The 22,427-nt window shown below is 71.6% G+C and carries 21 protein-coding genes and 1 pseudogene; 16 read left to right on the top strand and 6 right to left on the bottom strand.

The genetic code is table 11. From position 1 onward, the window contains the following. Positions 1–56: 56 nt before the first annotated feature. On the top strand, positions 57–713 hold the full coding sequence (locus tag ACIP79_RS12575; protein ID WP_401222472.1) for a peptide deformylase: 657 nt from the start codon (positions 57–59) through the stop codon (positions 711–713). A 195-nt stretch (positions 714–908) separates the two neighbouring features. Here the strand turns inward: ACIP79_RS12575 and ACIP79_RS12570 are convergent, their stop codons facing one another. After that, the gene (locus ACIP79_RS12570; protein WP_401222470.1) at positions 909–2,342 is read right to left on the bottom strand and encodes a dihydrolipoyl dehydrogenase family protein; all 1,434 of its coding nucleotides are present in this window, start codon (positions 2,340–2,342) and stop codon (positions 909–911) included. Between the two features lie 149 nt (positions 2,343–2,491). Between ACIP79_RS12570 and trxA the strand changes: the two are divergent. Beyond that, positions 2,492–2,878 (top strand): annotated as a pseudogene (gene trxA, locus ACIP79_RS12565) (thioredoxin); the annotation flags it as partial. Between the two features lie 107 nt (positions 2,879–2,985). Here the strand turns inward: trxA and ACIP79_RS12560 are convergent. Continuing rightward, the gene (locus tag ACIP79_RS12560) at positions 2,986–4,164 is read right to left on the bottom strand and encodes a 4-hydroxybenzoate 3-monooxygenase (protein WP_401222468.1); all 1,179 of its coding nucleotides are present in this window, start codon (positions 4,162–4,164) and stop codon (positions 2,986–2,988) included. Between the two features lie 48 nt (positions 4,165–4,212). Beyond that, positions 4,213–5,247 (bottom strand): LacI family DNA-binding transcriptional regulator, encoded by a 1,035-nt coding sequence (locus ACIP79_RS12555; RefSeq protein WP_401222466.1) that lies wholly within the window; start codon positions 5,245–5,247, stop codon positions 4,213–4,215. A 183-nt stretch (positions 5,248–5,430) separates the two neighbouring features. Here ACIP79_RS12555 and ACIP79_RS12550 point away from each other — a divergent pair, with 183 nt between their 5' ends. The 4 genes from ACIP79_RS12550 (at position 5,431) to ACIP79_RS12535 (ending at position 9,273) form a co-directional block, all read left to right on the top strand. Further along, complete coding sequence (locus tag ACIP79_RS12550) at positions 5,431–6,855, top strand: amidase (protein ID WP_401222736.1); 1,425 nt, start codon at positions 5,431–5,433, stop codon at positions 6,853–6,855. Between the two features lie 53 nt (positions 6,856–6,908). After that, complete coding sequence (locus tag ACIP79_RS12545) at positions 6,909–7,127, top strand: hypothetical protein (protein ID WP_383688863.1); 219 nt, start codon at positions 6,909–6,911, stop codon at positions 7,125–7,127. Positions 7,128–7,281: 154 nt separating this feature from the next. Beyond that, positions 7,282–8,766 (top strand): flotillin family protein, encoded by a 1,485-nt coding sequence (locus ACIP79_RS12540; RefSeq protein WP_401222463.1) that lies wholly within the window; start codon positions 7,282–7,284, stop codon positions 8,764–8,766. Positions 8,767–8,826: 60 nt separating this feature from the next. Next, positions 8,827–9,273 (top strand): type II toxin-antitoxin system PemK/MazF family toxin, encoded by a 447-nt coding sequence (locus tag ACIP79_RS12535; protein WP_401222461.1) that lies wholly within the window; start codon positions 8,827–8,829, stop codon positions 9,271–9,273. Between the two features lie 185 nt (positions 9,274–9,458). On the opposite strand, the gene ACIP79_RS12530 is transcribed toward ACIP79_RS12535, so the two are convergent. Next, positions 9,459–9,956 carry a beta-class carbonic anhydrase gene (locus ACIP79_RS12530; RefSeq protein ID WP_401222459.1) on the bottom strand — a complete coding sequence of 166 codons (498 nt, stop codon included), beginning with the start codon at positions 9,954–9,956 and terminating at the stop codon, positions 9,459–9,461. 293 nt (positions 9,957–10,249) lie between these two features. Between ACIP79_RS12530 and ACIP79_RS12525 the strand changes: the two genes are divergently transcribed. The 6 genes from ACIP79_RS12525 (at position 10,250) to ACIP79_RS12500 (ending at position 15,752) form a co-directional block, all read left to right on the top strand. Next, positions 10,250–10,723: a hypothetical protein gene (locus tag ACIP79_RS12525; protein WP_383689879.1), complete on the top strand. Its 474-nt coding sequence runs from the start codon at positions 10,250–10,252 to the stop codon at positions 10,721–10,723. A gap of 278 nt (positions 10,724–11,001) precedes the next feature. Next, positions 11,002–12,336: an ergothioneine biosynthesis glutamate--cysteine ligase EgtA gene (gene egtA / locus ACIP79_RS12520; RefSeq protein ID WP_401222457.1), complete on the top strand. Its 1,335-nt coding sequence runs from the start codon at positions 11,002–11,004 to the stop codon at positions 12,334–12,336. Then, positions 12,333–13,673, top strand: coding sequence for an ergothioneine biosynthesis protein EgtB (gene egtB, locus ACIP79_RS12515; RefSeq protein WP_401222456.1), 1,341 nt, complete (start codon positions 12,333–12,335; stop codon positions 13,671–13,673). The genes egtA and egtB overlap by 4 nt, the downstream gene beginning before the upstream one ends. Further along, on the top strand, positions 13,673–14,464 hold the full coding sequence (gene egtC, locus ACIP79_RS12510) for an ergothioneine biosynthesis protein EgtC (protein ID WP_387178329.1): 792 nt from the start codon (positions 13,673–13,675) through the stop codon (positions 14,462–14,464). The genes egtB and egtC overlap by 1 nt, the downstream gene beginning before the upstream one ends. Beyond that, entirely contained in the window at positions 14,461–15,423 is a 963-nt protein-coding gene (gene egtD / locus ACIP79_RS12505) for an L-histidine N(alpha)-methyltransferase (RefSeq protein ID WP_401222454.1), read from the top strand. Before egtC ends, egtD begins: the two co-directional genes overlap by 4 nt. A 113-nt stretch (positions 15,424–15,536) precedes the next feature. Then, the gene (locus ACIP79_RS12500) at positions 15,537–15,752 is read left to right on the top strand and encodes a dodecin (RefSeq protein WP_401222453.1); all 216 of its coding nucleotides are present in this window, start codon (positions 15,537–15,539) and stop codon (positions 15,750–15,752) included. A 243-nt stretch (positions 15,753–15,995) separates the two neighbouring features. On the opposite strand, the gene ACIP79_RS12495 is transcribed toward ACIP79_RS12500, so the two are convergent. Then, positions 15,996–16,487: a hypothetical protein gene (locus tag ACIP79_RS12495; RefSeq protein ID WP_401222451.1), complete on the bottom strand. Its 492-nt coding sequence runs from the start codon at positions 16,485–16,487 to the stop codon at positions 15,996–15,998. Between the two features lie 236 nt (positions 16,488–16,723). Here ACIP79_RS12495 and ACIP79_RS12490 point away from each other — a divergent pair, with 236 nt between their 5' ends. Genes ACIP79_RS12490 through ACIP79_RS12480 form a run of 3 tightly spaced genes read left to right on the top strand, consistent with a single transcriptional unit; the run spans position 16,724 to position 20,913 of the window. Further along, on the top strand, positions 16,724–18,127 hold the full coding sequence (locus ACIP79_RS12490) for a glycoside hydrolase family 43 protein (RefSeq protein WP_401222449.1): 1,404 nt from the start codon (positions 16,724–16,726) through the stop codon (positions 18,125–18,127). Positions 18,128–18,153: 26 nt separating this feature from the next. Then, on the top strand, positions 18,154–19,530 hold the full coding sequence (locus ACIP79_RS12485; protein WP_401222447.1) for a glycoside hydrolase family 43 protein: 1,377 nt from the start codon (positions 18,154–18,156) through the stop codon (positions 19,528–19,530). A 33-nt stretch (positions 19,531–19,563) separates the two neighbouring features. Further along, a complete protein-coding gene (locus tag ACIP79_RS12480; RefSeq protein WP_401222445.1) occupies positions 19,564–20,913 on the top strand; it encodes a jacalin-like lectin in 1,350 nt (449 codons plus the stop codon). A gap of 34 nt (positions 20,914–20,947) precedes the next feature. On the opposite strand, the gene ACIP79_RS12475 is transcribed toward ACIP79_RS12480, so the two are convergent. Then, a complete protein-coding gene (locus ACIP79_RS12475) occupies positions 20,948–21,499 on the bottom strand; it encodes an RNA polymerase sigma factor (RefSeq protein ID WP_401222444.1) in 552 nt (183 codons plus the stop codon). A 203-nt stretch (positions 21,500–21,702) separates the two neighbouring features. On the opposite strand from ACIP79_RS12475, the gene ACIP79_RS12470 reads away from it, so the two are divergent. After that, complete coding sequence (locus ACIP79_RS12470; protein WP_401222442.1) at positions 21,703–22,419, top strand: PH domain-containing protein; 717 nt, start codon at positions 21,703–21,705, stop codon at positions 22,417–22,419. Positions 22,420–22,427: the final 8 nt, after the last annotated feature.

Genomic DNA, 22,427 nt, shown 5'->3' with positions numbered 1-22,427 from the left:
GGGGACTCGCCCTGCGCCGCCTCGCACCCCGCCCGCGCGCTTGACATCCTGGAGGGATGGCATTCGAACGTGATCCCAGCGCCGCCCGCTCCCTCAGTGACCAGGTCGAGGAACTCCTCTCGTACGAGGGTCCCTTGCCGATCGTGGCCGCCGGCGACCCGGTGCTGCGCCGCGCCGCCGAACCGTTCGACGGTCAGCTCGACGCGGGGCTGCTGGCCCGTTTCGTCGCCGCCCTGCGCGCGACGATGCACGCTGCACCGGGTGTCGGCCTCGCGGCGCCGCAGGTCGGGGTGGCGCTGCGGATCGCGGTCGTCGAGGACCCGGCGCCGGTGTCCGAGGAGGTACGGGTGGCACGCGGCCGGGTGCCACAGCCCTTCCGGGTGCTCGTCAATCCGTCGTACGAGGGGATCGGCGCCGACCGGGCGGTGTTCTTCGAGGGCTGCCTGAGCGTGCCGGGCTGGCAGGCCGTGGTGCCCCGGCACGCGGCGGTGCGGCTGCGGGCGCTGGACGAGGAAGGGCGGGCCCTCGACGAGGAGTTCACGGGCTGGCCCGCGCGGATCGTCCAGCACGAGACCGACCACCTGGACGGCGTGCTCTATCTCGACCGTGCCGAGACCCGGTCCCTCTCCTCCAACCAGGCGATGGCGGAACGCTGGGCGCAACCGACCCCCGCCGAGGCGGCGGCAGCCCTCGGCTTCACGCTACCGGGCTGAGTACTCCGGCGGCCTCCGCGGAAGGCCGCCTGCCAGGAGGGGCGCCCTCCTGGATGGGCCGCCCTCCAAGAGAGGGCATCTGCCAGGGGGCACCTCCCCGAAGAGGCTGCCTCCCCGAAGGGGGGCGCCTGCTGGCGTCCCCCCGGTCACCCCGGCAGGGGGCCCGCCCCGGGCACCCTGCCGGCCGCCCGGGGACTACGCGTCCCGGTACGCCTCCAGCAGCCGCAGCCACACCTCGCTCACCGTCGGGTAGGACGGGACCGCGTGCCACAGGCGGCCGATGGGAACCTCGCCGACGACGGCGACGGTCGCCGAGTGGATCAGTTCGCCCACGCCGGGGCCGACGAAGGTGACACCGAGGACGATCTCCCGGTTGATGTCGACGATCATCCGCGCCTTGCCGCGGTAGTCGTCCCCGTACAGGCCCGCGCCCGACACCGAGGACATGTCGACGTCCACGGCCCGGACCCGGTGGCCCGCCCGCTCGGCCTCGGCGAGGGAGAGGCCCACCGCGGCGGCCTCCGGGTCGGTGAAGACGACCTGGGGGACGGCCGCCAGGTCGGCGGTCGCGGCGTGGGCGCCCCAGGGGTCGCTCTCCAGGAGAGGTACGCCCGCCGCGCGGGCGGCGATGGCGGCGCCCGCGATCCGCGCCTGGTACTTGCCCTGGTGGGTGAGGAGGGCGCGGTGGTTGACGTCGCCGACCGCGTACAGCCACTCGCTGCCGACCGCCCGAAGGCTGTCGTCGACCTCGATCCAGGAGCCCGCTTCCAGGCCCACCGTGTCGAGGCCGAGGTCGTCGGTGCGGGGCGCGCGGCCGGTCGCGAAGAGGATCTCGTCGGCCTCCAGGCGCTCCCCGGTGTCCGTCAGGACGACGACGGTCGAGCCCTCGCGGCTGACCGCGGACACCGAGACGCCGGTGCGCAGGTCCGCGCCGGCCTCTCGCAGGCCCTCGGCCACCAGTTCGCCCGCGAAGGGCTCCATCCTGGGCAGCAGGCCCTCGCCGCGGACCAGCACTGTGACCTGCGAGCCGAGGGCCTGCCAGGCCGTGGCCATCTCGACGGCGACCACGCCGCCGCCGACCACGATGAGCCGGCCCGGCGCGGCCTGCGCGCTGGTGGCCTCGCGGCTGGTCCAGGGCTTGACCTGGGCGAGTCCCGGCAGGTCGGGGAGGAGGGCGCGGGTGCCGGTGCACACGGCGACCGCGTGCCGGGCGGTCAGCACCTTCCGCCCGCCGTCGGGTCCCTCAACCGTGACCGTGCGCGGCCCGTCGAGCCGCCCGTGCCCGCGGTAGAGGTCGGCACCGATGCCGTCCAGCCAGCCGATCTGGCCGTCGTCCTTCCAGTTCGAGGTGAAGTAGTCGCGGCGTGCGAGGACCGCGGGGGTGTCGAGGGGGCCTTGTACGTACTGGCTCAGTCCAGGCAGGCGTCGGGCGTCGGCGCGGGCGAGGGCCGGGCGCAGCAGAGCCTTGCTGGGCATGCAGGCCCAGTAGGAACACTCGCCGCCGACCAGTTCGCTTTCCACGATCGCGGTGGAGAGGCCGGCCGCGCGGGTGCGGTCTGCGACGTTCTCCCCCACGGGCCCGGCACCGAGCACCACGACGTCGTACACGATGGATTCCGTTTCCGTCATGGGGTCAGTCTGGTTCCTGTTGTGCTCGGAGGCCACACGGGGTACGCGCGCGGAATACGGCACCGGTATGCGGCGTTGTGCGAACCGGCACGATCCGACGCGAGAACTCGATCTGACCCGAGACAGGCCGAGACACCCCGAGACACAGGGAGACACGCATGAGCAGCACCGTGGAGCTCACCAAGGAGAACTTCGACCAGACGGTCAAGGACAACGAGTTCGTCCTGATCGACTTCTGGGCGTCCTGGTGCGGGCCGTGCCGTTCGTTCGCCCCGGTCTACGAGAAGGCCGCCGAGGCCAACCCGGACCTGGTTTTCGCCAAGGTCGACACGGAGGCGCAGCCGGAACTGGCCGCCGCCTTCGACATCCAGTCGATCCCGACGCTGATGATCGTCCGGGACCAGGTCGCGATCTTCGCCCAGCCGGGGGCGCTCCCCCAGGCCGCTCTGGAGGACGTCATCGGGCAGGCCCGCAAGCTGGACATGGACGAGGTCCGCAAGTCCGTCGCCGAGCAGCAGGCGCAGGCCGGCCAGTAGGTCACGCGCGACCTCGGATCGGGTTCGCGACGCCGCGGTGGGGGGTTCGACGGCCACGTCGTCGGCCCTCTGGCCGTTCGCGGACCGTCGGTGCCGCGTCGACCGCGTCACAGGCCCAGAGGTAACCCCGTGTAGTTCGCCGCCAGTTCGGCCGCCGCGGAGGGTGAGGTGGCGATCCGGCGGAGCCGCGCCAGCTGCACCTGGTGGTCGAAGGGATCCCCGTCCGGCCGGACGTGCAGCATCCTGGTCATGTCGTACGAGAAGCGGGTCGCCTGCCAGACCCTCGCGAGGCTCAACTCCGAGTAGCGGTCCAGGAGTTCGGTCGATCCCGTGCCGTGCAGCGCGACGAGGCCGCGGGCCAGCACCCGGATGTCGGACACCGCGAGGTTGAGCCCCTTGGCACCGGTCGGCGGCACGATGTGAGCGGCGTCCCCGGCGAGGAAGAGCCGGCCGTGGCGCATCGGCTCGTGGACGGAACTGCGCATCGAGGAAACGGACTTGGACGTGATGGGGCCACGCTCCAGCCGCCAGTCGCCGTCGATCGCGAACCGCGCGGCGAGCTCGTCCCAGACCCGTTCGTCGGGCCAGTCCTGGATGTCGGTGTCGTTCGGGACCTGGAGGTACAGCCGCGAGACCGACGGTGATCGCATGCTGTGCAGCGCGAAGCCCCCGTCACCGCGCGCGTAGATCAACTCCTCGCAGGAGGGCGGCACCTCGGCGAGGATCCCCAGCCAGGAGTAGGGATAGTCGTGCTCGAAGGTGCGGCTCTTGCCGGCCGGGAACGCCTGGCGCGCGATGCCGTGCGAGCCGTCGCAGCCCACCACGTAGTCGCACTCCAGGGTCTCCTCACGCCCCTCGCGCACGAACCGCACGAGGGGCGCCGCGCTGTCCGGGTTCTCCACGGCGATCGCCTCGGCGCCGAACAACAGCGGTGACCCGTCGGCGAGTTGAAGGGCGATGAGGTCCTTCACGATTTCCGTCTGGGCGTAGATCGTCACGGTGCGGCCACCGGTGAGGGCGGGGAAGTCGAGGTGGTGGCGTTCGCGGTCGAAGCGCAGCTCGATTCCCTGGTGGATCAGGCCCTCGGCGTCCAGCCGGCCGGCCGCACCGCACTCGCGCAGCGCGTCGACGGTGCCCTGCTCCAGCATTCCGGCGCGCTGGCGCCGTTCGGCGTACTCCCGCGTCCTGCTCTCCAGGACGACACAGTCGACGCCCGCCAGGTGCAGCATCCGGGCCAGCAGCAGCCCGGCGGGTCCGCCGCCGATGATGCCGACCGTGGTCCGCATGACGTGCCTCCGTGTCCGATCCAGCCGGGGAACAGTCTCCAGCCTCTCTCAGCTCGACTCGCGGTGCACAACCCTCGCGCCCAGCACCTCGTGCGTCTCGGGTACGAGACCGGGCTCGCGGACCACGCGGTCCACCAGCTCGGCGAGGTCGCGTCCGGACGGCAGCTCGATGTGCACGGTGCTCAGCCGGGGCCGCAGCAGCCGTCCGAGCATCAGGTCGTCGGCGCCGATGACGGCCGTCTCGTCCGGGACGGCGATGCCCTCGTCCTGGAGGGCGCGGGTCAGCAGCATCGCGTACTCGTCGTTGTACGCGAACACCGCGTCGAGATCGAGGGAGCGCCAGCGGGCCGCGAGGAGGGCGGCGGCCTGCTCCTCGTACGCGAGCGGCAGCTCGGTCACGGTCGCGGCGGTGCCGTGCAGGGCGCGCCGTACGCCTTCCAGGCGGGGTCCGGAGAAGATGTCCAGCCCGGATTCGCGGGGCACCACTACGCCGATACGGCGGCGGCCACGGGCCACCAGGTGGGCGCCGGCGCAGTGGCCGACCCGTTCGTGGTCCATGAGCAGCGCGTGGGCGCCCTCGATGCGCTCGGGGCCCATCGTGACGACGGCGCGGGCGCCGGAGCGCTTGAGGACGGCCACGCCCTCCGGGCCGAGCCTGCTGCCGGGCACGAGTACGGCCACCGGCCGCAGCTCCGCCCAGGCCCGGGCCGCCTCGTCACCGTGCAGCCCGGTGCTGCCGTGCTGCACGACGGTGTAGTCGAGGCGTCCCAGGGCCCACTGGAACTCGCTGAGGAACTGGCCGTAGAGCGGACCGACCGGTACGGACGGAGCGGGCATCAGGACCATGCGGCTGTGGCCGGCGCGCAGGCTGCGGGCGGCGGCGTGCGGGACGTACCCGAGCTCCTTGGCCGCCTCGTGGACACGGCGCCGGGTGGGCTCGCTGATCCGGACGGCGCTGGTGTTGTTCAGGACGTACGAGACGGTCGCGCGGGAGACGCCCGCCAGGCGCGCCACATCCGCACTCGTCGGCACGGGTCGTTGTGCGGGCGATGACAAGGCGGACTGCTTCGGTATCTGCACCATGACGTGACGCATCCTTGCAGAAGCACGGCGCGCCGCTTTGCGCCGGGGCGGTCATGGCGGCTCACACCGTCTGGAACTCCCGCTTCCGTAAAGGGAGTTCACCATCCCGTACCGGATGACCGGCCCGGCGGCTACCGTGCGGTGGACGACGTCCTTCGGAGGTGTCCCGCGTTGGCTCCCGCCATGGTTCCGGACCGCGCCCCGGGTCTCGCGGAGTGCGCCCGGGCCCTCGCCGACGGCACGGTGACCGCGCGCGAGACGGTCGAGCGGGCGCTGGCCCGGATCGAGGCGACCCAGCCGTCCCTGAACGCCTTCCGCCTGGTGCGCGCCGAGGCGGCGCTCGCCGAGGCCGACGTGGCGGACGAGGAGCTGGCCGCGGGGGTGCGACGGCCGCTGCTCGGGGTGCCGGTGGCGGTGAAGGACGACATGGACGTGGCGGGCGAACCGACCGCGTTCGGCTGTCCGGGCGACTTCCCGGCCAGCGCGGCGGACGGGGAGGCCGTACGCCGGCTGCGCGCGGCCGGCGCGATAGTCATCGGCAAGACCAACACCTGCGAACTCGGGCAGTGGCCCTTCACGGAGGGGCCCGCGTTCGGCGCCACCCGTAACCCCTGGCACACCGGCCACACGCCCGGCGGTTCCTCCGGCGGCTCCGCGGCGGCCGTCGCGGCGGGTCTCGTCCCCGCCGCGCTGGGCTCGGACGGCGCGGGCTCGGTCCGCATCCCGGCCGCCTGGACCCATCTGGTCGGGATCAAACCGCAGCGTGGCCGGATCTCGACCTGGCCGCGCCCGGAGTCGTTCCAGGGCATCACGGTCAACGGCACGCTCGCCCGTACGGTGGCCGACGCGGCCCTCCTGCTGGACGCGGCGAGCGGTCAGCACGACGGTGACCTGCACCGGCCGCCCGCGCTGCGCGTGTCGGACGCGGTGGGCCGTGACCCGGGCCGGCTGCGCGTCGCGCTGTCCCTGAAGCCGCCGTTCACCGCGCTGCCCGCGCGGCTGGATCCCGCCGTACGCGAGCGGGTCCTCGCGCTGGCGGAACGGCTGACGGCCCTCGGGCACGTGGTGGAGGAGGCCGAGCCGAGGTACGGGCGGATCGGGCTGTCGTTCGTTCCCCGCGCCACCGTCGGCCTCGCCGAACGGGTACGCGAGGCGCCGCGGCCCGAGCTACTGGACCGGCGCACCCTCGACGCCGCCCGCCTGGGACGGCTCCTGGACGGCACCCCCCTGCGGCTGGCCCGCCGCGCCGAGGCCGCCCTGCACCGGCGTGTCGGCGCGCTCTTCGCGTCGTACGACGTACTGCTCGCGCCGACGACCGCCGCTCCCCCGCCGCGTGTCGGCTCGATGGTGAACCTGAAAGGGCTGGGCACCGACCGCGCGATGATCGCCGCGTGCCCGTACGCGTGGCCGTGGAACGTGCTGGGCTGGCCCGGCGTCAACGTACCCGCGGGCTTCGTGGGCGACGGTCTGCCCGTCGGGGCGCAGTTGCTCGGCCCTGCCGGCAGTGAGCCGCTGCTCGTGTCGCTGGCCGCCCAGTTGGAGGCGGACCAGCGGTGGCAGGAACGGTGGCCGCCGCTGCACGACGCGGCGGACTCCCCTGCCGCGTGAAGGAGTTGGTCCGGTCCGCTGTGACCAGCGACGTCCGGCCGTACCCTGTCGCCATGGACGATGCGTCGATGGTCGGGTTGATGGGGCGGGTCACCGGCACGGTCGGACCCGGGCTCGTCGGCGAGGTGATCGTCAAGGTGCGCGGGGGCGCCGAGCACTTCCTGGCGTATGCCGCGACCGGGAAGGACCGCATCGAGCCGGGCACGGTGGTGATGGTGGTGGAGTACCTGCCGCCGCGGACCGTGTACGTGTCCGCCGCATACGACGGCTGACATGTCGAGAGCTCGTGTGTGCGCCTCTCGTCCCAGGTGAGAGCCGTATTCGTCAAGATTGCAACAAGGATCTGCCAGCTTCTGCACCCCGGCCTCGCGCAGGAGCACACTCCCCTTCGTTCGGTGCCGTAAGGGCACCATCAAAAGGGGGCGTATGCCGATGGTCGTCGGCGTCGTGGCGGGGGCGGTTGTCCTCGCGCTGATCTTCATCGTGGTGGTTTTCAAGCTGATGTGGCGGGTCGCGGAGCCCAACGAAGCGCTGATCATCTCCGGTTCGAAGCACCGGACCGAAGGCCTTGAGGAAGGCATGGGGTTCCGCATCGTGACGGGGCGCGGCACGCTGGTGATGCCGGGCGTGCAGGCGGTGCGCAAACTCTCGCTCGATCTCAACGAGACCGAACTGTCCGTGGACTGCGTGACCCACCAGGGCATTCCGCTCAAGGTGCGGGGCGTGGTCATCTTCAAGGTGGGCGACGACTTCGTGTCGATCGCCAACGCGGGCCGCCGCTTCCTCGACCAGCAGAAGCTGATGTCGGAGCGGGTGCACAACGTGTTCGCGGGTCATCTGCGGTCCATCGTCGGCGGGTTGACCGTCGAGGACATGATCCGCGACCGGGAGAAACTGACCGGGCAGACGCGGGCCGCCTGCGGGACGGAGATGGAGAAGCTGGGCCTGATCGTCGACTCGCTGCAGATCCACGAGATCGAGGATCCGACCGGGTACATCAAGAACCTCGCCATGCCGCACGCCGCCGCCGTACAGCGGGACGCGCGGATCGCGCAGGCCGAGGCGAACCGGCTGGCCACCGAGGCCGAGCAGAAGGCCGCGGCCCGGATGTCGGAGGCGACCCGGGACAGCGAGATCCTCCAGGCCGGCTACCAGGCCGAGCGCGACAAGGCGTCGGCCAAGGCCCAGCAGGCCGGACCGCTCGCCGACGCCGCCGCCCGGCAGGACGTCGTCGTCCAGCAGACACGGATCGCCGAACTGGAGGCGCAGCGCCGGGAGCAGCAGCTCCAGGTGGACGTCCGCAAGCCGGCGGACGCGAAGGCGTACGAGACGCGGGCCAAGGCCGAGGCCGACCGTGACGCGCGGATCTCCGCCGCGCAGGCCAAGGCGCGGGAGACGGAGCTGGCGGCGGCGGCCGAGGCGACCCGGGTGAAGGCGGCCGCGGCGGCCGAGGCCGAGGCGACCGAGGCGCGGGGCGCCGCCGCCGCGACGGCGACGCGCGCCACCGGTGAGGCCGAGGCGGCCTCCGCCCAGGCCAAGGGGCTCGCCGCCGCCGAGGCGACGCGCGCCCAGGGTCTCGCGGAGGCCGAGGCCATCAAGGCGCGGGCCGCCGCCCTGGCCGAGAACCAGGAGGCGGTGGTCGCGCAGCAGCTCGCCGAGAACTGGCCGGAGATCGTCCGGGCGGGCGCGAGCGCGTTCGGCAACGTCGAGCACATGGTGCTGCTCAACGGCGCGGACGGGATGTCGGACATGTTCGCCAAGGCGCTCACGATGGGCGGTACGGGGCTGGGTCTGGCACGGCAGTTGCTCGCGTCGATGAACCAGAACGGCACCGACGGCGGGGCAGCGGGGGTGAACGGAGTGGTGCCGCCGCGCTCGGAACGGGTGCCGGTGGAGCAGGACAAGGCGTGAGGCGTTGAGCTTCGGGGGTACGGGAGTTGGTCTCCGTGCCCCCGAAGTAACGTGACCCCCGTGACTGCCTCAACCGAAGAAGACGTCCCGGGCCGCTATGGCCCCACCGCGACCACGGAGGCCGAGCCCCGCGAGGTGGGCCGGGTGCGGACCGAGTACTCCCCCGCGCACGACGGTGACCCCGACCCCGGCGAGATCGTCTGGACGTGGGTGCCCTTCGAGGAGAACGACGGCCGGGGCAAGGACCGCCCGGTGCTGGTCGTCGCCCGGGAGGCCGCGGGGACCTTCCTCGCCGTGCGGTTGTCGAGCAAGCGGCACGACGGCGACCGGGAGTGGGTGCCGATCGGCAGCGGGCCGTGGGACCGCACCGGCCGGGACTCGTGGGTGGCGGTGGACCGTGTGCTGCGACTGCACGAGAACGGCATGCGGCGCGAGGCGTGCGCGCTGGACCGGATGCGGTTCAACTCCGTGGTGCACCGGCTGCGGGAGCGGTACGGGTGGCGCTGAGCGCGTCCGGGTCACTGGCGGGAGCGGCAGCGGTGCGGGTGCGCTGAGCGCGTCCGGGTGACGCGGGACCACGTCCCGGTGACGGGCGGGCGGGATCGGCACCGGCGGGTCCTCCGGGCCTGCCTGCCCGGGGTTCATGGGCAGGCGGAGCGCGGGCGGGAAGCCCGGCGAGGGCCGGACTTCGCTCACGCCGCGGGGGCGACCTCGCGGAGTTCGCCCGTCGCGACGTCGAAGACGAACCCGCGCACGGAGTCGGTGTGCGGTACGAAGGGGCTGCTGGTGATCCGCCTGACGGACTGGCGGACGTCCTGGTCGAGGTCCGAGAAGGCCTCCACCGACCAGGCCGGGCGCAGTCCCGTCTCCTTCTCCAGCTGCTGCTTGAAGTCGGCGTCGGTGAACGTGAGCATGCCGCAGTCGGTGTGGTGGATGAGAACGATCTCCCGCGTTCCCAGCAGGCGCTGGCTGATGGCGAGCGAACGGATCTCGTCGTCCGTGACGGCGCCGCCCGCGTTGCGGATGACGTGCGCCTCGCCTTCGCCGAGTCCGAGGATTCCGTAGACGTTCAGGCGCGCGTCCATGCAGGCCACGACGGCCACCTGCCGGGAGGGCGGCAGTGGGAGAGGGCCCTGGAAAGTGGCGGCGTAGCGGGCGTTGTTCGCGAGCAGTTCGTCGGTCACCGACATGGTGGATCTCGCCTTCCGCAGTGATGTGCTCCCGCACCGTAGGCACGGGCGGACGGCACGCGGAACCATCTCGCCCGCTCCGCCACACACCTGCAATACGGCCGCAACGGGGGCGACCGGGGACGGCGGTCACGGGCCCGAGGGCCGTGGACGTGCCGCTGTCCGGGACGGTCCGGTGTCGTGATCCAGCGGAGATTTCGTGAAATGCCGGAGGTGGGCGTCCGCGTGAGCGGAGCATGTCACGTGCGGCCCTCCCTGGGCCGTTTGGTGGCATCTCACCGCAGGAGTCGCGAATGAAGCGTTTGAGGAGAACACAGCTGCTGGGCCTCGGCGTCATGGCGCTGATGGCCGGCCTGGTCGCAGCCCCCACCGCGTACGCGGCACCGGGCGAGGCAGCCGCCGCTCCCGCGGCCGACGAGTGCAGCGGTACCTGGGACAACAAGACGTACTGGGCCAAGAGCCCTTCGGGGCAGAGCGGGGGCGGCTACGCGCGCACCTACTGGAACAACTCCACCAAGCACAACTGCGTGAAGTTCTGGTCCAGCCCCTACGACGGCCTGGCGTCGAACATCAAGCTCTACCTCTTCGACGAGGGCGGCGACTACTCGGCCGACCCGCCGCAGGAGCACCCGCAGAACTACCACTACTACGCCGGGCCGCTCTCCACCTGGTACGACTCCACCGGCCAGTGCATCCGCGTGAGCGGCTCGCTGGTCCGGGGCGGTGTGACCTACCGGCTCGACACCGGCAGTATCCGCTGCGGCTGATCCGGGCGGACCCGCGCCCAGGGCGTCACCCCCGTACACGCCCTGGGCGCACCCCCGCGGTCTCCCCCGTCGTGCCCGTGAACGCATCGTGAGCGATGCTGGTCCTGCGACGCAACAGAGTTTCCAGGGCTTGCAAAAGGTGTTTCCCGGTCCGGAAGCCGACGTTTTGCACCCTTGTGCGAACAGGTGTACGTGGTCTTGGGTAGGACGAGCACGACCGGTCCGGCCCAACAGAAGCCCGGGCCGGCGGCATGGTGAGATCTCAGGAGGATCCTGACATGTCCGATTCGGTGAGTGACTGTACGGAGCACCGCTCCGCCGTCACCGAGGCCGAGGTGGAGGCGCTGGTCCGAGGCATCTGCTTCAAGACCGGCCCGCCCCGTTATCTCGGCGTAGAAGTGGAATGGCTCGTCCACGAGCTGCGGCGACCGCGGCTCCCGGTGACACCGGAACGACTGGAAGCGGCCTACGCCGCACTGCGCGACCTGCCCCTGCGTTCGGCGCTCACGGTCGAACCCGGCGGACAGCTGGAGCTCAGCTCCCTCCCCGCCACCTCCCTGATGGAGTGCATCGGGACCGTGTCGGCCGACCTCGATGCCGTACGCGCGGTACTGCGCGAGGCGGGTCTCGGCCTCAGCGGCTACGGCCAGGACCCCTGGAACCCCCCGACCCGGTTCCTCCATGAGCCGCGCTACGACGCCATGGAGCGCTGCCTCGACCGCGCGGGTCCCGAGGGCCGCGCCATGATGTGCACCTCCGCCTCCGTCCAGGTCTGCCTGGACGCCGGTTACGAGGAGCCGGGCCCGCTCGGGCACGGGCGCCGCTGGTGGATGGCACACCAACTGGGCGCGGTCCTGGTGGCCGCGTTCGCGCACTCGCCCATGGCCAAGGGTCAGCACACCGGCTGGCGCTCCACCCGGCAGTCCCTGTGGACCGCCATGGACCCGGGACGGTCCAACGCGCCCGACCTCGGGACCGAGCCCCGCGCCGCCTGGGCCCGGCGGGTGCTGGACGCGCCGGTGATGTGCGTACGGGCGCCCAGCGGGCCGTGGGACGTGCCGGAGGGTCTGAGTTTCCGGGCGTGGACGCGCTCCGACAACCCGCCCGACCGCACCGACCTCGACTACCACCTGACGACCCTGTTCCCGCCGGTGCGCCCACGCGGCCACCTGGAGCTCCGCATGATCGACGCGCAGCCGGGCGACGACGGATGGATCGTCCCGCTCGCCGTCACGGCGGCCCTGTTCGACGACGCGGAGGCGGCCGAGGTCGCCTACCGGACCGTCAAGCCCCTCGCGGAGCGCGCGGGTTCGCGGCCCGCACCACGCAATCCGCTGTGGCGGGCCGCCGCGCAGCACGGCCTGGACGACCCCGAGCTGCACGAGGCGGCCGTCATCTGTTTCGACGCGGCGGCCGAGGCGCTGCCCCGGCTCGGCGCCACCACCGAGGTCCGCGACGCCGTCGCGGAGTACATCGACCGCTTCGTGGCCCGGGGCCGCTGCCCCGCCGACGATCTGCTCACCCAACTCCAGGGCCGGTCGGAGGATCAGCTCCGCGATCAGGCCCACGGCCGGCTCAACGGTCAGTTCCACGGGAAGGACACCGGCTCATGACCGCCCCCGAATCCGTCACGGAATCCGCGCCACCCACGGACCCGGAGTCGCTCAGGGAGCGCGCCCTCGACGCGCTGACCACGGCCCGTGCCCGCACCGCGCTCCTCACCTCGTGCGTCGAGGAGCCGGACCTCACCGCCCAGCACTCACCGCTGATGTCCCCACTGGTCTGGGACCTGGCGCACATCGGCAACCAGGAGGAACTGTGGCTGCTGCGGGCGGTCGCGGGGCGTGCGGCGATGCGGCCCGAGATCGACGGCCTCTACGACGCGTTCGAGCATCCGCGCGCCGAGCGGCCCTCGCTCCCGCTGCTTCCGCCGGGTGAGGCCCGCCAGTACGCCGCCGAGGTGCGCGGGCGGGCGCTGGACATCCTGGAGAGCACCGCGTTCGGCTCCGACCGGCTGACCGAGGCGGGCTTCGCCTTCGGGATGATCGCGCAGCACGAACAGCAGCACGACGAGACGATGCTGATCACCCATCAGCTCCGCAGGGGACCCGCGGCCCTGACGGCGCCGGACCCGGCGCCCGTGCCGCGGTTCACCGGCCCCGCCGAAGTCCTCGTCCCGGGCGGCCCGTTCACCATGGGCACGTCCACCGAGCCGTGGGCGCTGGACAACGAGAGGCCCGCGCACCAGCGGGACGTCCCGTCGTTCTTCATCGACACGACACCGGTGACCAACGGCGCCTATCAGGAATTCATCGCCGACGGCGGTTACGGCAACGCCCGTTGGTGGGCCCCGGAGGGCTGGGACCACATCCGGAAGCACGGCATCGAGGCGCCGCTGTTCTGGCGCCGTGAAGCCGGGCAGTGGCTGCGCCGCCGCTTCGGCGTCACCGAGATCGTGCCGGCCGACGAACCGGTGCTGCACGCCAGCTGGTACGAGGCCGACGCGTACGCCCGCTGGGCGGGGCGGCGGCTGCCCACCGAGGTCGAGTGGGAGAAGGCGGCCCGCCACGACCCGGAGTCCGGCCGCTCCAGGCGCTACCCCTGGGGCGACGCCGACCCGGGCCCCGAGCACGCCAACCTGGGCCAGCGCCACCTGCGCCCGGCCCCGGCCGGCAGCTACCCGGCCGGTGAATCACCGTTCGGCGTACGGCAGTTGATCGGCGACGTGTGGGAGTGGACGTCGAGCGAGCTGTCGCCCTATCCCGGGTTCGCGGCCTTCCCGTACAAGGAGTACTCGGAGGTGTTCTTCGGCCCCGAGCACAAGATCCTGCGCGGTGGTTCGTTCGCGGTGGACGCGGTGGCCTGCCGGGGGACGTTCCGCAACTGGGACTACCCGATCCGGCGGCAGATCTTCTCCGGATTCCGCACGGCCCGTTCGGGGGACGCCTGATGTGCCGTCATCTGGCCTACCTGGGCCCCTCGGAGGCGATGGGCAGCCTGCTCGTGGAACCGGCGCACAGTCTGTTCCGGCAGTCCTGGGCGCCCCGCCGCCAGCGGCACGGCACGGTCAACGCCGATGGTTTCGGGGTGGGTTGGTACGCGGAGGGCGACCCGGTGCCGGCCCGCTACCGCCGTAGCGGACCCATCTGGGGCGACCAGTCGTTCGCCGACCTGGCCCGTGTCGTCAGAACCACCTCGTTGCTCGCGGCGGTCCGGGACGCGACCGTCGCGGGCGCCGACGGGGAGGCCGCGGCGGCGCCGTTCGCCGCGGGCCCCTGGCTCTTCAGCCACAACGGCGCCGTGCTCGGGTGGCCGCGGTCCCTGGCCCCCCTGGTCCCTAGCCTGCCCGTCGTGGAACTGCTGTCGCTGGAGTCGCGCTCCGACTCGGCGCTGGTCTGGGCACTGCTCCTGCAACGGCTGCGCGAGGGCGACGACGAGAGCCAGGCGCTGGCCGACACGGTCGTCGAGGTGGCCGAGGCCGCGCCCGGGTCCCGGCTCAACCTGCTCCTCACCAACGGCGACTCGATCACCGCGACGGCGTGGGGCGACACCCTCTGGTACCTCACCGAGCCCGGCCGGGGCACGGTGGTGGCCTCCGAGCCGTACGACGAGAACCCCCACTGGCGGGAGGTGCCGGATCGCACGCTGCTCTCCGCGACCCGCGAGGACGTCCTGCTCAGCCCGCTGAAGGACCCGCACGACCAGCCTGCATCCGCACCTCCGAAGGAGCTCCGCACGTGAGTCCGTTCCTTCTCACCCGCACCCTGGCCGAGGACGCCACGGAGGCCGCCCTGCGCGCCGACGTGCTGCACGGTCTGACCCACACCCCGAAGACCCTGCCGCCGAAGTGGTTCTACGACGCGCACGGCAGCGAGCTCTTCGAGAAGATCACCGAGCTGCCCGAGTACTACCCCACCAGGGCGGAGCGCGAGATCCTGATCGCCCGGGCCGCCGAGATCGCCGGGGCCACCGGCGCGCGCACCCTCGTCGAGCTGGGTTCCGGATCGTCGGAGAAGACGCGCCACCTGCTCGACGCGCTGCCCGGCCTGCACACGTACGTGCCCGTCGACGTCAGCGAGTCCGCCCTCACCCAGGCCGGGCACGCCCTGATCGCCGAGCACCCGGATCTCAGCGTGCACGCGCTGATCGCCGACTTCACCGGCGGTCTCGCGCTCCCCGGCACCCCGGGACCGCGGCTCGTCGCGTTCCTCGGCGGCACGATCGGCAACCTGCTGCCCGCCGAACGCGCGGCGTTCCTGGCCTCCGTACGAACCCTGCTGTCACCCGGGGACGCGCTGCTGCTCGGCACGGACCTGGTCAAGGACGAGTCGGTGCTCGTCGCGGCGTACGACGACGCGGCCGGGGTGACCGCCGCGTTCAACAAGAACGTGCTGAACGTCGTCAACCGCGAACTCGGCGCCGACTTCGATCCCGACGCCTTCGACCACGTCGCCCTCTGGGACGCCGAGAACGAGTGGATCGAGATGCGGCTGCGGTCGCGCGCCGAGCAGACCGTGAAGCTCCCCTCCCTGGACCTCACCGTCGACTTCGCGGACGGCGAGGAACTGCGCACCGAGATCTCGGCGAAGTTCCGCCAGGAGGGCGTACGCGGCGAACTGGCCGCCGCGGGCTTCGAGTTGGCCCACTGGTGGACGGACGAGGAGGGCCGTTTCGCACTGTCGCTGAGCACCGCCGGATAGCGGCGGGCGCCCGTGTCATCCACGGTGCGCTCCCACACCTCGCGGTCCGCCGCGCCGTGGGGCACCGTGGAATGACGCGTGGCACACCCGCCACGGCCGAGAGGAGCACCCGCATGTCCGACCACACGTACCGGGTCACCGAGATCGTCGGCACCTCCCACGAGGGCATCGACCAGGCCATTCGCAACGGCGTCGCCCGCGCCTCGCAGACCCTGCGCAACCTGGACTGGTTCGAGGTCACCCAGGTCAGGGGCCAGATCGCGAACGGCCAGGTGGAGCACTACCAGGTCGGCCTCAAGGTCGGCTTCCGCCTGGAGGACGGCGACTGACCGACGCGCCCCGGCCACCGGGTGGGACCAGCGAGGCGCGCCCCACGCATCGGAGAGTGACCGCGCGCCCTTGACCACACAGGGCGTGCGTCCCTCGGCCCCTTGGCCACAAAGGGCGCCCCTCGGCTGCCAGGGGGAAAGCCCTGCGGCAGGACGCCGCCCTCTGACACTCCTGGAAAACGCCGGTCCAGGAACCCGCCGGCCACCAGGGCAGGCCCTCCGGTCCGGGAGCCGGCGGACACCTCAGGTCCGCCCCTCCCGCTCCTGCGCGTCCCGCAGCGCCGCCGACGCGCCGGTCCACCGTGCCCGTACGACCCTGAAGCCCGCCCGTTCCGCGTCCTCGCAGACGAGTTCGTCGTCGTCCACGAGGACGCGGATCTCGTGGTCGCGGGCGAGCCGGCGGAGGATCTCCAGCTTGGTGCGGCGGGCCGGTCTGCGGTCGTCGTCACGGCGCATCCAGAGGCGGCCCTCGGGGAGGCCCTGTGCGGCCAGCCAGCCGAGCGTGTCGCGGCGGCAGCGCTCGGGCCGCCCGGTGAGGTAGACCACCTCGCACTCCGCCGCGCTCTCCAGCACCAGCGCGACTCCCTCGGTGAGCGGCGGGTCCCGCGGCGCGGCCGCGAAGAACGCGTCCCAGTCCCGCGGCCTGCGCTCCAGGAACCGCTGCCGGTGCGCCGAGTCCGCGAGGGTGCCGTCGAGGTCGAACACGGCGAGTGGTCTGCTGCTCTTCTGCGTCACGCGGACCAGCCTAGGCAGGGCCGGCGGCGCCCGTCGCGCCATGGCTGCCGACACCGCAGGTGAACACGGCCAACTTCCGCCCCCGCGGGCCCTGTTCACATCAGCAGCAAGCCCTTACCGTAATGCCTCGCACAGCATGTCGCACAGCATTCGGTATTTCGAACAGTCGGAGTGAGTGACGGGACACCACCGCTCCGGCACTCCGGCATGCGGAGATCATCGTGAAGGAGCCGCACATGATCACTTCAGACACGCCCGCGCAGCCCGTCCCGCCGTCCCGGCGGAGCCTGTTGCGGGCCATGGCCGCCCTGCCCGCCACCGCACTGGTCCTCGGCGCCCTGCCCGGAACGCTCGGCACCGCCGCCGCGGCGGCCCCCGCCCGGGGCTACGCCACCCGCTACACCATCGTGCCGTTCCTCAACAGCAACGACGGCACCGTCAACGTCTACGAGTCCGACGACGCGACCGACTTCAGACTCCTCAAGGCATCCGCGTACACCCCGCCCAGCAACCGGATCCGGGACGCCAGCGTCTTCCGGCACACCGACGGCTACTACTACGTCACCTACACCACGCACACCTGGCAGGACACCAGCACCACCATCGGCTTCGCCCGCAGCTCCGACCGGCTCAACTGGACCTTCCTGTACGACTACCCGGTCCCCGTCGCCAACCTCTCCCGCGCGTGGGCGCCCGAGTGGTTCGTCGACAGCGACGGCAGCGTGAACGTCATCGTGTCCTGCTCGATCACCAGCAACGAGTGGAACTTCACGCCGTATCTGCTGCGGGCGACCAACTCGGCGCTCACCTCGTGGAGTTCGCCCGTCGCGCTGGCCGGTATCGGCGCCAACCACATCGACACGTTCATCGTGAAGCTCGGTTCGACCTATCACGCGTTCACGAAGAACGAGACGACCAAGTACATCGAGTACGCCACCGCCTCCAGTCTCACCGGCACGTACACCATCCGCAGGACCGGCGACTGGGCCGGCTGGGGCGGTACCCGTGAGGGCGCCGCCCTGGTCCAGCTCGACAACGGCGGCTGGCGGATCTTCTTCGACGGCTACGGCGACGGCAGTTACTACTTCAGTGACAGCTACGACACGTTCGCCACCTGGAGCGCCCCGAGGAAGCTGCCGGTCGTCTCCGGCACCGCCCGGCACTTCACCGTCCTCAGGGAGACGGTCGCCGGTGGCGTGACCCTGCCGACCGCCGTCAGCCGCTCCCTCCGGTCGGGCAACTACACCACCCGCTACTGGCAGGAGCAGTCCGCCCTGCTCAACCTGCCCGTGGTGACCGGCTCAAGCACCACCGCGGAGAAGCAGGCAGCCACCTTCACGATCGTGGCGGGCCTCGCCGACGCGAACGGCTACTCCTTCCGCGACGCGGCCGGCAACTACCTGCGGCACTGGGACTTCCGCGCCCGCTTCGACGCGAACGACGGCACGTCGACGTTCGCCAGGGACGCCACGTTCATCGCCAGGACCGGCGCGTCGACCGGCTCCGTCCGCCTGGAGTCGTACAACTACCCGGGCCACTACCTGCGCCACTACAACTACCAGCTCCGCGTGGACCTGACGGCCGGCACCGACCTGTTCCGCCAGGACAGCTCCTTCGTCTCCGCGGCGGCCTGGGCATGACCGGCCCGGCGAGAGAGAGGACCCGGATGAACAACAGCCTGAACCCGTCCCGCCGCGGTGTGCTGGGAGCGATGGCCGCCGTCACCGGCAGCCTGGTCACAGGTGCCCCTACGGCCCGCGCGGCCACCGGACCCGCTTACGTCATGGGCTACTTCACCGAGTCCCCGGACTGGCTCGGCGCCGACTACGGCCTCCATCTGGCCGTCAGCACCGACTCGCTCCGGTGGACCCCGCTGAACCAGAACAATCCCGTCGTGACACCGACCGCGGGCACCGGCGGTCTGCGTGACCCGTTCATCATGCGCAAGCAGAACGGCACCTTCGTGGTGATCGCGACCGACCTCAAGGGCACCGACTGGAGCCTGCAGAGCCAGTACATCCACGTCTGGGACTCGGCCGACCTGCGTTCCTTCACCGGCTACCGACGGCTGAAGCTGCACGACATGGCCACCCACAGCTGGGCTCCCGAGGCCTTCTGGGACGCGGGGCGCGGCCAGTACGGAATCATCTACTCGGCCGTCAACTCCAGCGGCCACAACGTGATCATGGTGAACTACACCGCCGACTTCGTCACGGCGACCGCCGCGCAGGTCTTCTTCGACCCCGGCTACGACGTGATCGACGGCGACCTGGCCGTCGGCGTGAACGGCGTCAACTACCTCTACTTCAAGAGGGACCAGACGCTGGTGGGCGCGAGATCCGCCTCCCTGAACCCGGGCAGCTTCACCGTGTTCAGCACACCGGTCTCGCACGGCGGCACCGAGGCCCCCACCCTCGTGCGGTCCCAGACGTCGGGCGACTGGTTCCTCTGGGGCGACACCTACACACCCAACGGCGTCTTCTACGCGTGGCGGTCCGGCAACCTCGCGGCCGGCACCTGGACGCCCGTCGACCAGCGCCTCTACACGCAGCCCCTGAACTCCAAGCACTGCACCGTGGAGGAGATCACGGGGACCGAGTACGACAACCTCGTCACCCGGTACGGGACACCGGCCTGGAACCGGCTGAAGTCCTACAACTACCCGGACCGGTACGTGCGTCACTCCAACTACGTGGGCCGGATCGACGCGTACCCCTTCGACCCGTACACCGACTCGCTGTGGAAGCTGGCACCCGGTCTCGCCGACGGCTCCGGGGTCTCCTTCCAGTCGGTCAGCCACCCGACCCGCTATCTGCGGCACGTGAACTACCAGCTCCAACTGGCCGTGGACGACGGGACGTCGGCGTTCGCCCAGGACGCCACCTTCATCCGGACCGCGGGGCTGGCCGACACCGCATGGTCATCCTTCCGCTCCTGGAACTACCCGGACCGTTACCTCAGGCACGGGAACTTCGTCCTGCGCATCGATCCGATCTCCACCGCCACCGAGCGGTCCGACGCCACGTTCTCGGTCGGCCACTGACGTCCCCCCTCACCCCCAGGAGACACCCCGACCATGCCTCCCCTCCGCAGAGCCCTCGCCCTCACGGCGGCGACCGCCGCCGTCCTCGGCGGGCTCACCACCACGGCCACCCCCGCGGCCGCGGCCGACTCGGGCACCTTCACCGTCCTCACGTACAACGTCTCCGGCCTCCCGGCGATCATCAACAGCGCGCCGACACCCCGCGAGTCCGCCACCACGGCGATCGGGCAGCGGATCGCCTCGTACGACATCGTGCACGCGCAGGAGGACTTCAACTACCACTCGTACCTCTACGCCGCCGACACCGCGCACGCCCACCGCACCGCCACGAGCGGCGGCGCCGGCATCGGCAGCGGTCTCAACACGCTGTCGAAGATCTCCTACGACGCCGACGACTTCGAGCGGGTCGGCTGGAACTCCTGCCAGATCGACTCGGGCGACTGCCTGACCCCCAAGGGCTTCACCTTCATGCGGGAGCGCCTCGCCGAGGGGGTCTACGTCGACTTCTACAACCTGCACACCGACGCCGGTGTCAGCGACGGCGATCTGGCGGCCCGGGCGGACAACCTCAACCAGCTGACGGCGTTCGTCCGGAGCCACTCCAAGGGCAACGCCGTGGTGGTCATGGGCGACACCAACACCCGCTACACCCGGTCCGGCGACACCATCGCCGAGTTCGCCGCCGCCAACGGCCTCACCGACACCTGGGTGCAGCTGGTCCGCGGCGGCACCCCGCCCGCGAAGGGCAGCGACGCGCTGGTCTGCGACCAGACCGGCGCGACCGTGCCCAACTCCTGCGAGGTCGTCGACAAGATCCTCTACCGGGGCAGCAAGCTCGTCTCCCTCAACGCCACCCGCTACAACAACGAGCACGCGAACTTCCTGTCCTCCGACGGGCTGATGCTCTCCGACCACGACCCGATCACCGCCGGCTTCAGCTGGTCGCGCAACGCCGCCTTCCAGTCGAGCGACCAGTTCGGCGGGCCGCACGGCGAGCACTTCAACGACATCGACAGCGTGCCGGCCGGCGCCCGCGTCACCAGCGTCTCGCTGCGCGGCGGTTCGCGCGTCGACCAGTTGTCGCTGACGCTGGACAACGGCACGACGCCGGCGCACGGCGGCACGGGCGGCACCCTGTCCTCCCTCACCCTCGGCAGCGGCGAGTACCTCACCTCGGCGCAGCTGTGCCAGGGCGTGAAGGACGGCCGGACCAGGATCTTCTCCACCAGGTTCACCACCAGCCTCGGCCGCACCCTGGCCGGCGGCACGACCACCTCCGACTGCGTGACCCGTACCGCGCCCGCGGGATGGCAGATCGCCGGCTTCCACGGACGTACGGGCACCGAGGTCGACAAGATCGGCTTCCTCTACACCCGACGCTGACCGTCCTCCGGCTCCGTGGGCGTGGGCCGGTCCTTCACGAGGCGTCCGCGAGCCAGGGCCTGACCTGCTTGCGGGCCTCGTGGAGGCGTGACTTGAGGGTGCCCAGCGGGACGCCGACGCGCTCGGCGATGTCGGCGTAGTCCAGCTGGCAGATGTCCCGGTAGACCAACGGCGCCACCAGGTGCGGGTGTTCGCGCTCCAGGCGTTCCAGTGCCTCCAGGAGGTCCACGCGGGAGCCCGCGATCACGCTCGTGGTACGCGGATCGACCTGCTGGGCGGCGTCGATCTCCACCGGCTGTTCGGCCGCGCGGCGCTTCAGCTCGCGGTACTTCTGGCGGGCGCAGTTGGCGACGACCGTGCAGAGCCAGGTGCTGAAGCGGCTGCGGCCCTCGAAGGTGGTGATCTTGCACGCCACCTGGAGGAGGACGTCCTGCGCCGCCTCCTCGGCGTCCTCGCGGCACGGCAGGAAACGGCCGCAGCGCCTTACGACCTCGGGCCGCAGCTCCCGGAGCAGCGCGTCGAGCGCCTCCTCGTCACCGGCTGCCGCGTGCCGGGCCAGTTCCTCGGTGTCCGCCGCGTCCTGCACCGCGTGCTCCCCTCGGGGTCGTTCGGAGGTCGCCGTCGATGGTCGCACGCCCGCTCCGGAACGGTTCGGCCGGTATCGGCGAAGCCTGTGTCGCACTATGGTCACCAAGTCCCAATGGGCCCTCGACACAACGGAGTTGGGGCTACAGCATGGTGGCCCATCGGTGACTCGGCGGGTGAAGTTCGCCGAACTGGGGGTTGGCTGTGGCATACGAACGTCTACCGCGCGAGTACCGGATGAAGCGGTCCCGGACGCACCTGTTCCTCTGGGTGATCGGCGCGGGCACGCTGGCCATGGTGGTGGCGCTGCTGCCCGACGACGACCTGCCCACCACGTTCACCTATCCGTTCCTCCTCGCGTGGGTGGCGCTCATGGGGTGGCTCTTCCACGCCACGCTCCGGTGCTCCACCACCGCGGACGTCAAGGCGCTCCACGCACGCGGCATGATCAGGCGCCGGCGGCTGGCCTGGGAGGACATCCAGAGCATCAGGGCGGAGCCCAACCCGGCGTCCGCGATGCAGAGCGGTGCGCCCAACGTGCTGGTGCACGCCTATGACCGCAACGGCGCCAAGGTGCTGCTGCCGTACGTCGACGACCTCCATGTGAGCGTCGAACGCGAGGTCGGACTGCTGCTGGAGGTGTGGGAGGAGCTGCGTGGCGAGGACTGGGCGCCCGACCCGGCGGCGGCCGTGCTCATCGACCGGCGCGACGCACGCCAGGCGGCCCTCATGATGGGGTTCGCCGCCGTGATGGTGTCGTTCATCCCGCTGACCGTGCTGATGCTGCTGCCGCTCTTCGTCGATGTGCCCCAGTGGCTGGAGTCGGTCCTGGCTCCGTTCGTGGTCATGGGCGTCGGGGTGCCGCTGATCTTCGTGCTGACCGCGCTCGTCTCGTACCGCGGCCGTCGTCCCAGCGGCTGACGGAAGCG

Origin of the sequence: Streptomyces sp. NPDC088747 (genome assembly GCF_044751025.1) — a bacterium.
Taxonomy (GTDB): Bacteria; Actinomycetota; Actinomycetes; order Streptomycetales; family Streptomycetaceae; genus Streptomyces.
The sequence above is the reverse complement of the archived record's forward strand: the minus strand, read 5'-3'. Positions and strand labels throughout refer to the sequence as shown.

Coding starts and splice junctions, on each gene's coding strand:
- ACIP79_RS12575 (WP_401222472.1), top strand. CDS start 57: ATGGCATTCGAACGTGATCCCAGCGCCGCCCGCTCCCTCAGTGACCAG.
- ACIP79_RS12570 (WP_401222470.1), bottom strand. CDS start 2,342: ATGACGGAAACGGAATCCATCGTGTACGACGTCGTGGTGCTCGGTGCC.
- ACIP79_RS12560 (WP_401222468.1), bottom strand. CDS start 4,164: ATGCGGACCACGGTCGGCATCATCGGCGGCGGACCCGCCGGGCTGCTG.
- ACIP79_RS12555 (WP_401222466.1), bottom strand. CDS start 5,247: ATGGTGCAGATACCGAAGCAGTCCGCCTTGTCATCGCCCGCACAACGA.
- ACIP79_RS12550 (WP_401222736.1), top strand. CDS start 5,431: ATGGTTCCGGACCGCGCCCCGGGTCTCGCGGAGTGCGCCCGGGCCCTC.
- ACIP79_RS12545 (WP_383688863.1), top strand. CDS start 6,909: ATGGACGATGCGTCGATGGTCGGGTTGATGGGGCGGGTCACCGGCACG.
- ACIP79_RS12540 (WP_401222463.1), top strand. CDS start 7,282: ATGCCGATGGTCGTCGGCGTCGTGGCGGGGGCGGTTGTCCTCGCGCTG.
- ACIP79_RS12530 (WP_401222459.1), bottom strand. CDS start 9,956: ATGTCGGTGACCGACGAACTGCTCGCGAACAACGCCCGCTACGCCGCC.
- ACIP79_RS12525 (WP_383689879.1), top strand. CDS start 10,250: ATGAAGCGTTTGAGGAGAACACAGCTGCTGGGCCTCGGCGTCATGGCG.
- egtA (WP_401222457.1), top strand. CDS start 11,002: ATGTCCGATTCGGTGAGTGACTGTACGGAGCACCGCTCCGCCGTCACC.
- egtB (WP_401222456.1), top strand. CDS start 12,333: ATGACCGCCCCCGAATCCGTCACGGAATCCGCGCCACCCACGGACCCG.
- egtC (WP_387178329.1), top strand. CDS start 13,673: ATGTGCCGTCATCTGGCCTACCTGGGCCCCTCGGAGGCGATGGGCAGC.
- ACIP79_RS12500 (WP_401222453.1), top strand. CDS start 15,537: ATGTCCGACCACACGTACCGGGTCACCGAGATCGTCGGCACCTCCCAC.
- ACIP79_RS12490 (WP_401222449.1), top strand. CDS start 16,724: ATGATCACTTCAGACACGCCCGCGCAGCCCGTCCCGCCGTCCCGGCGG.
- ACIP79_RS12485 (WP_401222447.1), top strand. CDS start 18,154: ATGAACAACAGCCTGAACCCGTCCCGCCGCGGTGTGCTGGGAGCGATG.
- ACIP79_RS12480 (WP_401222445.1), top strand. CDS start 19,564: ATGCCTCCCCTCCGCAGAGCCCTCGCCCTCACGGCGGCGACCGCCGCC.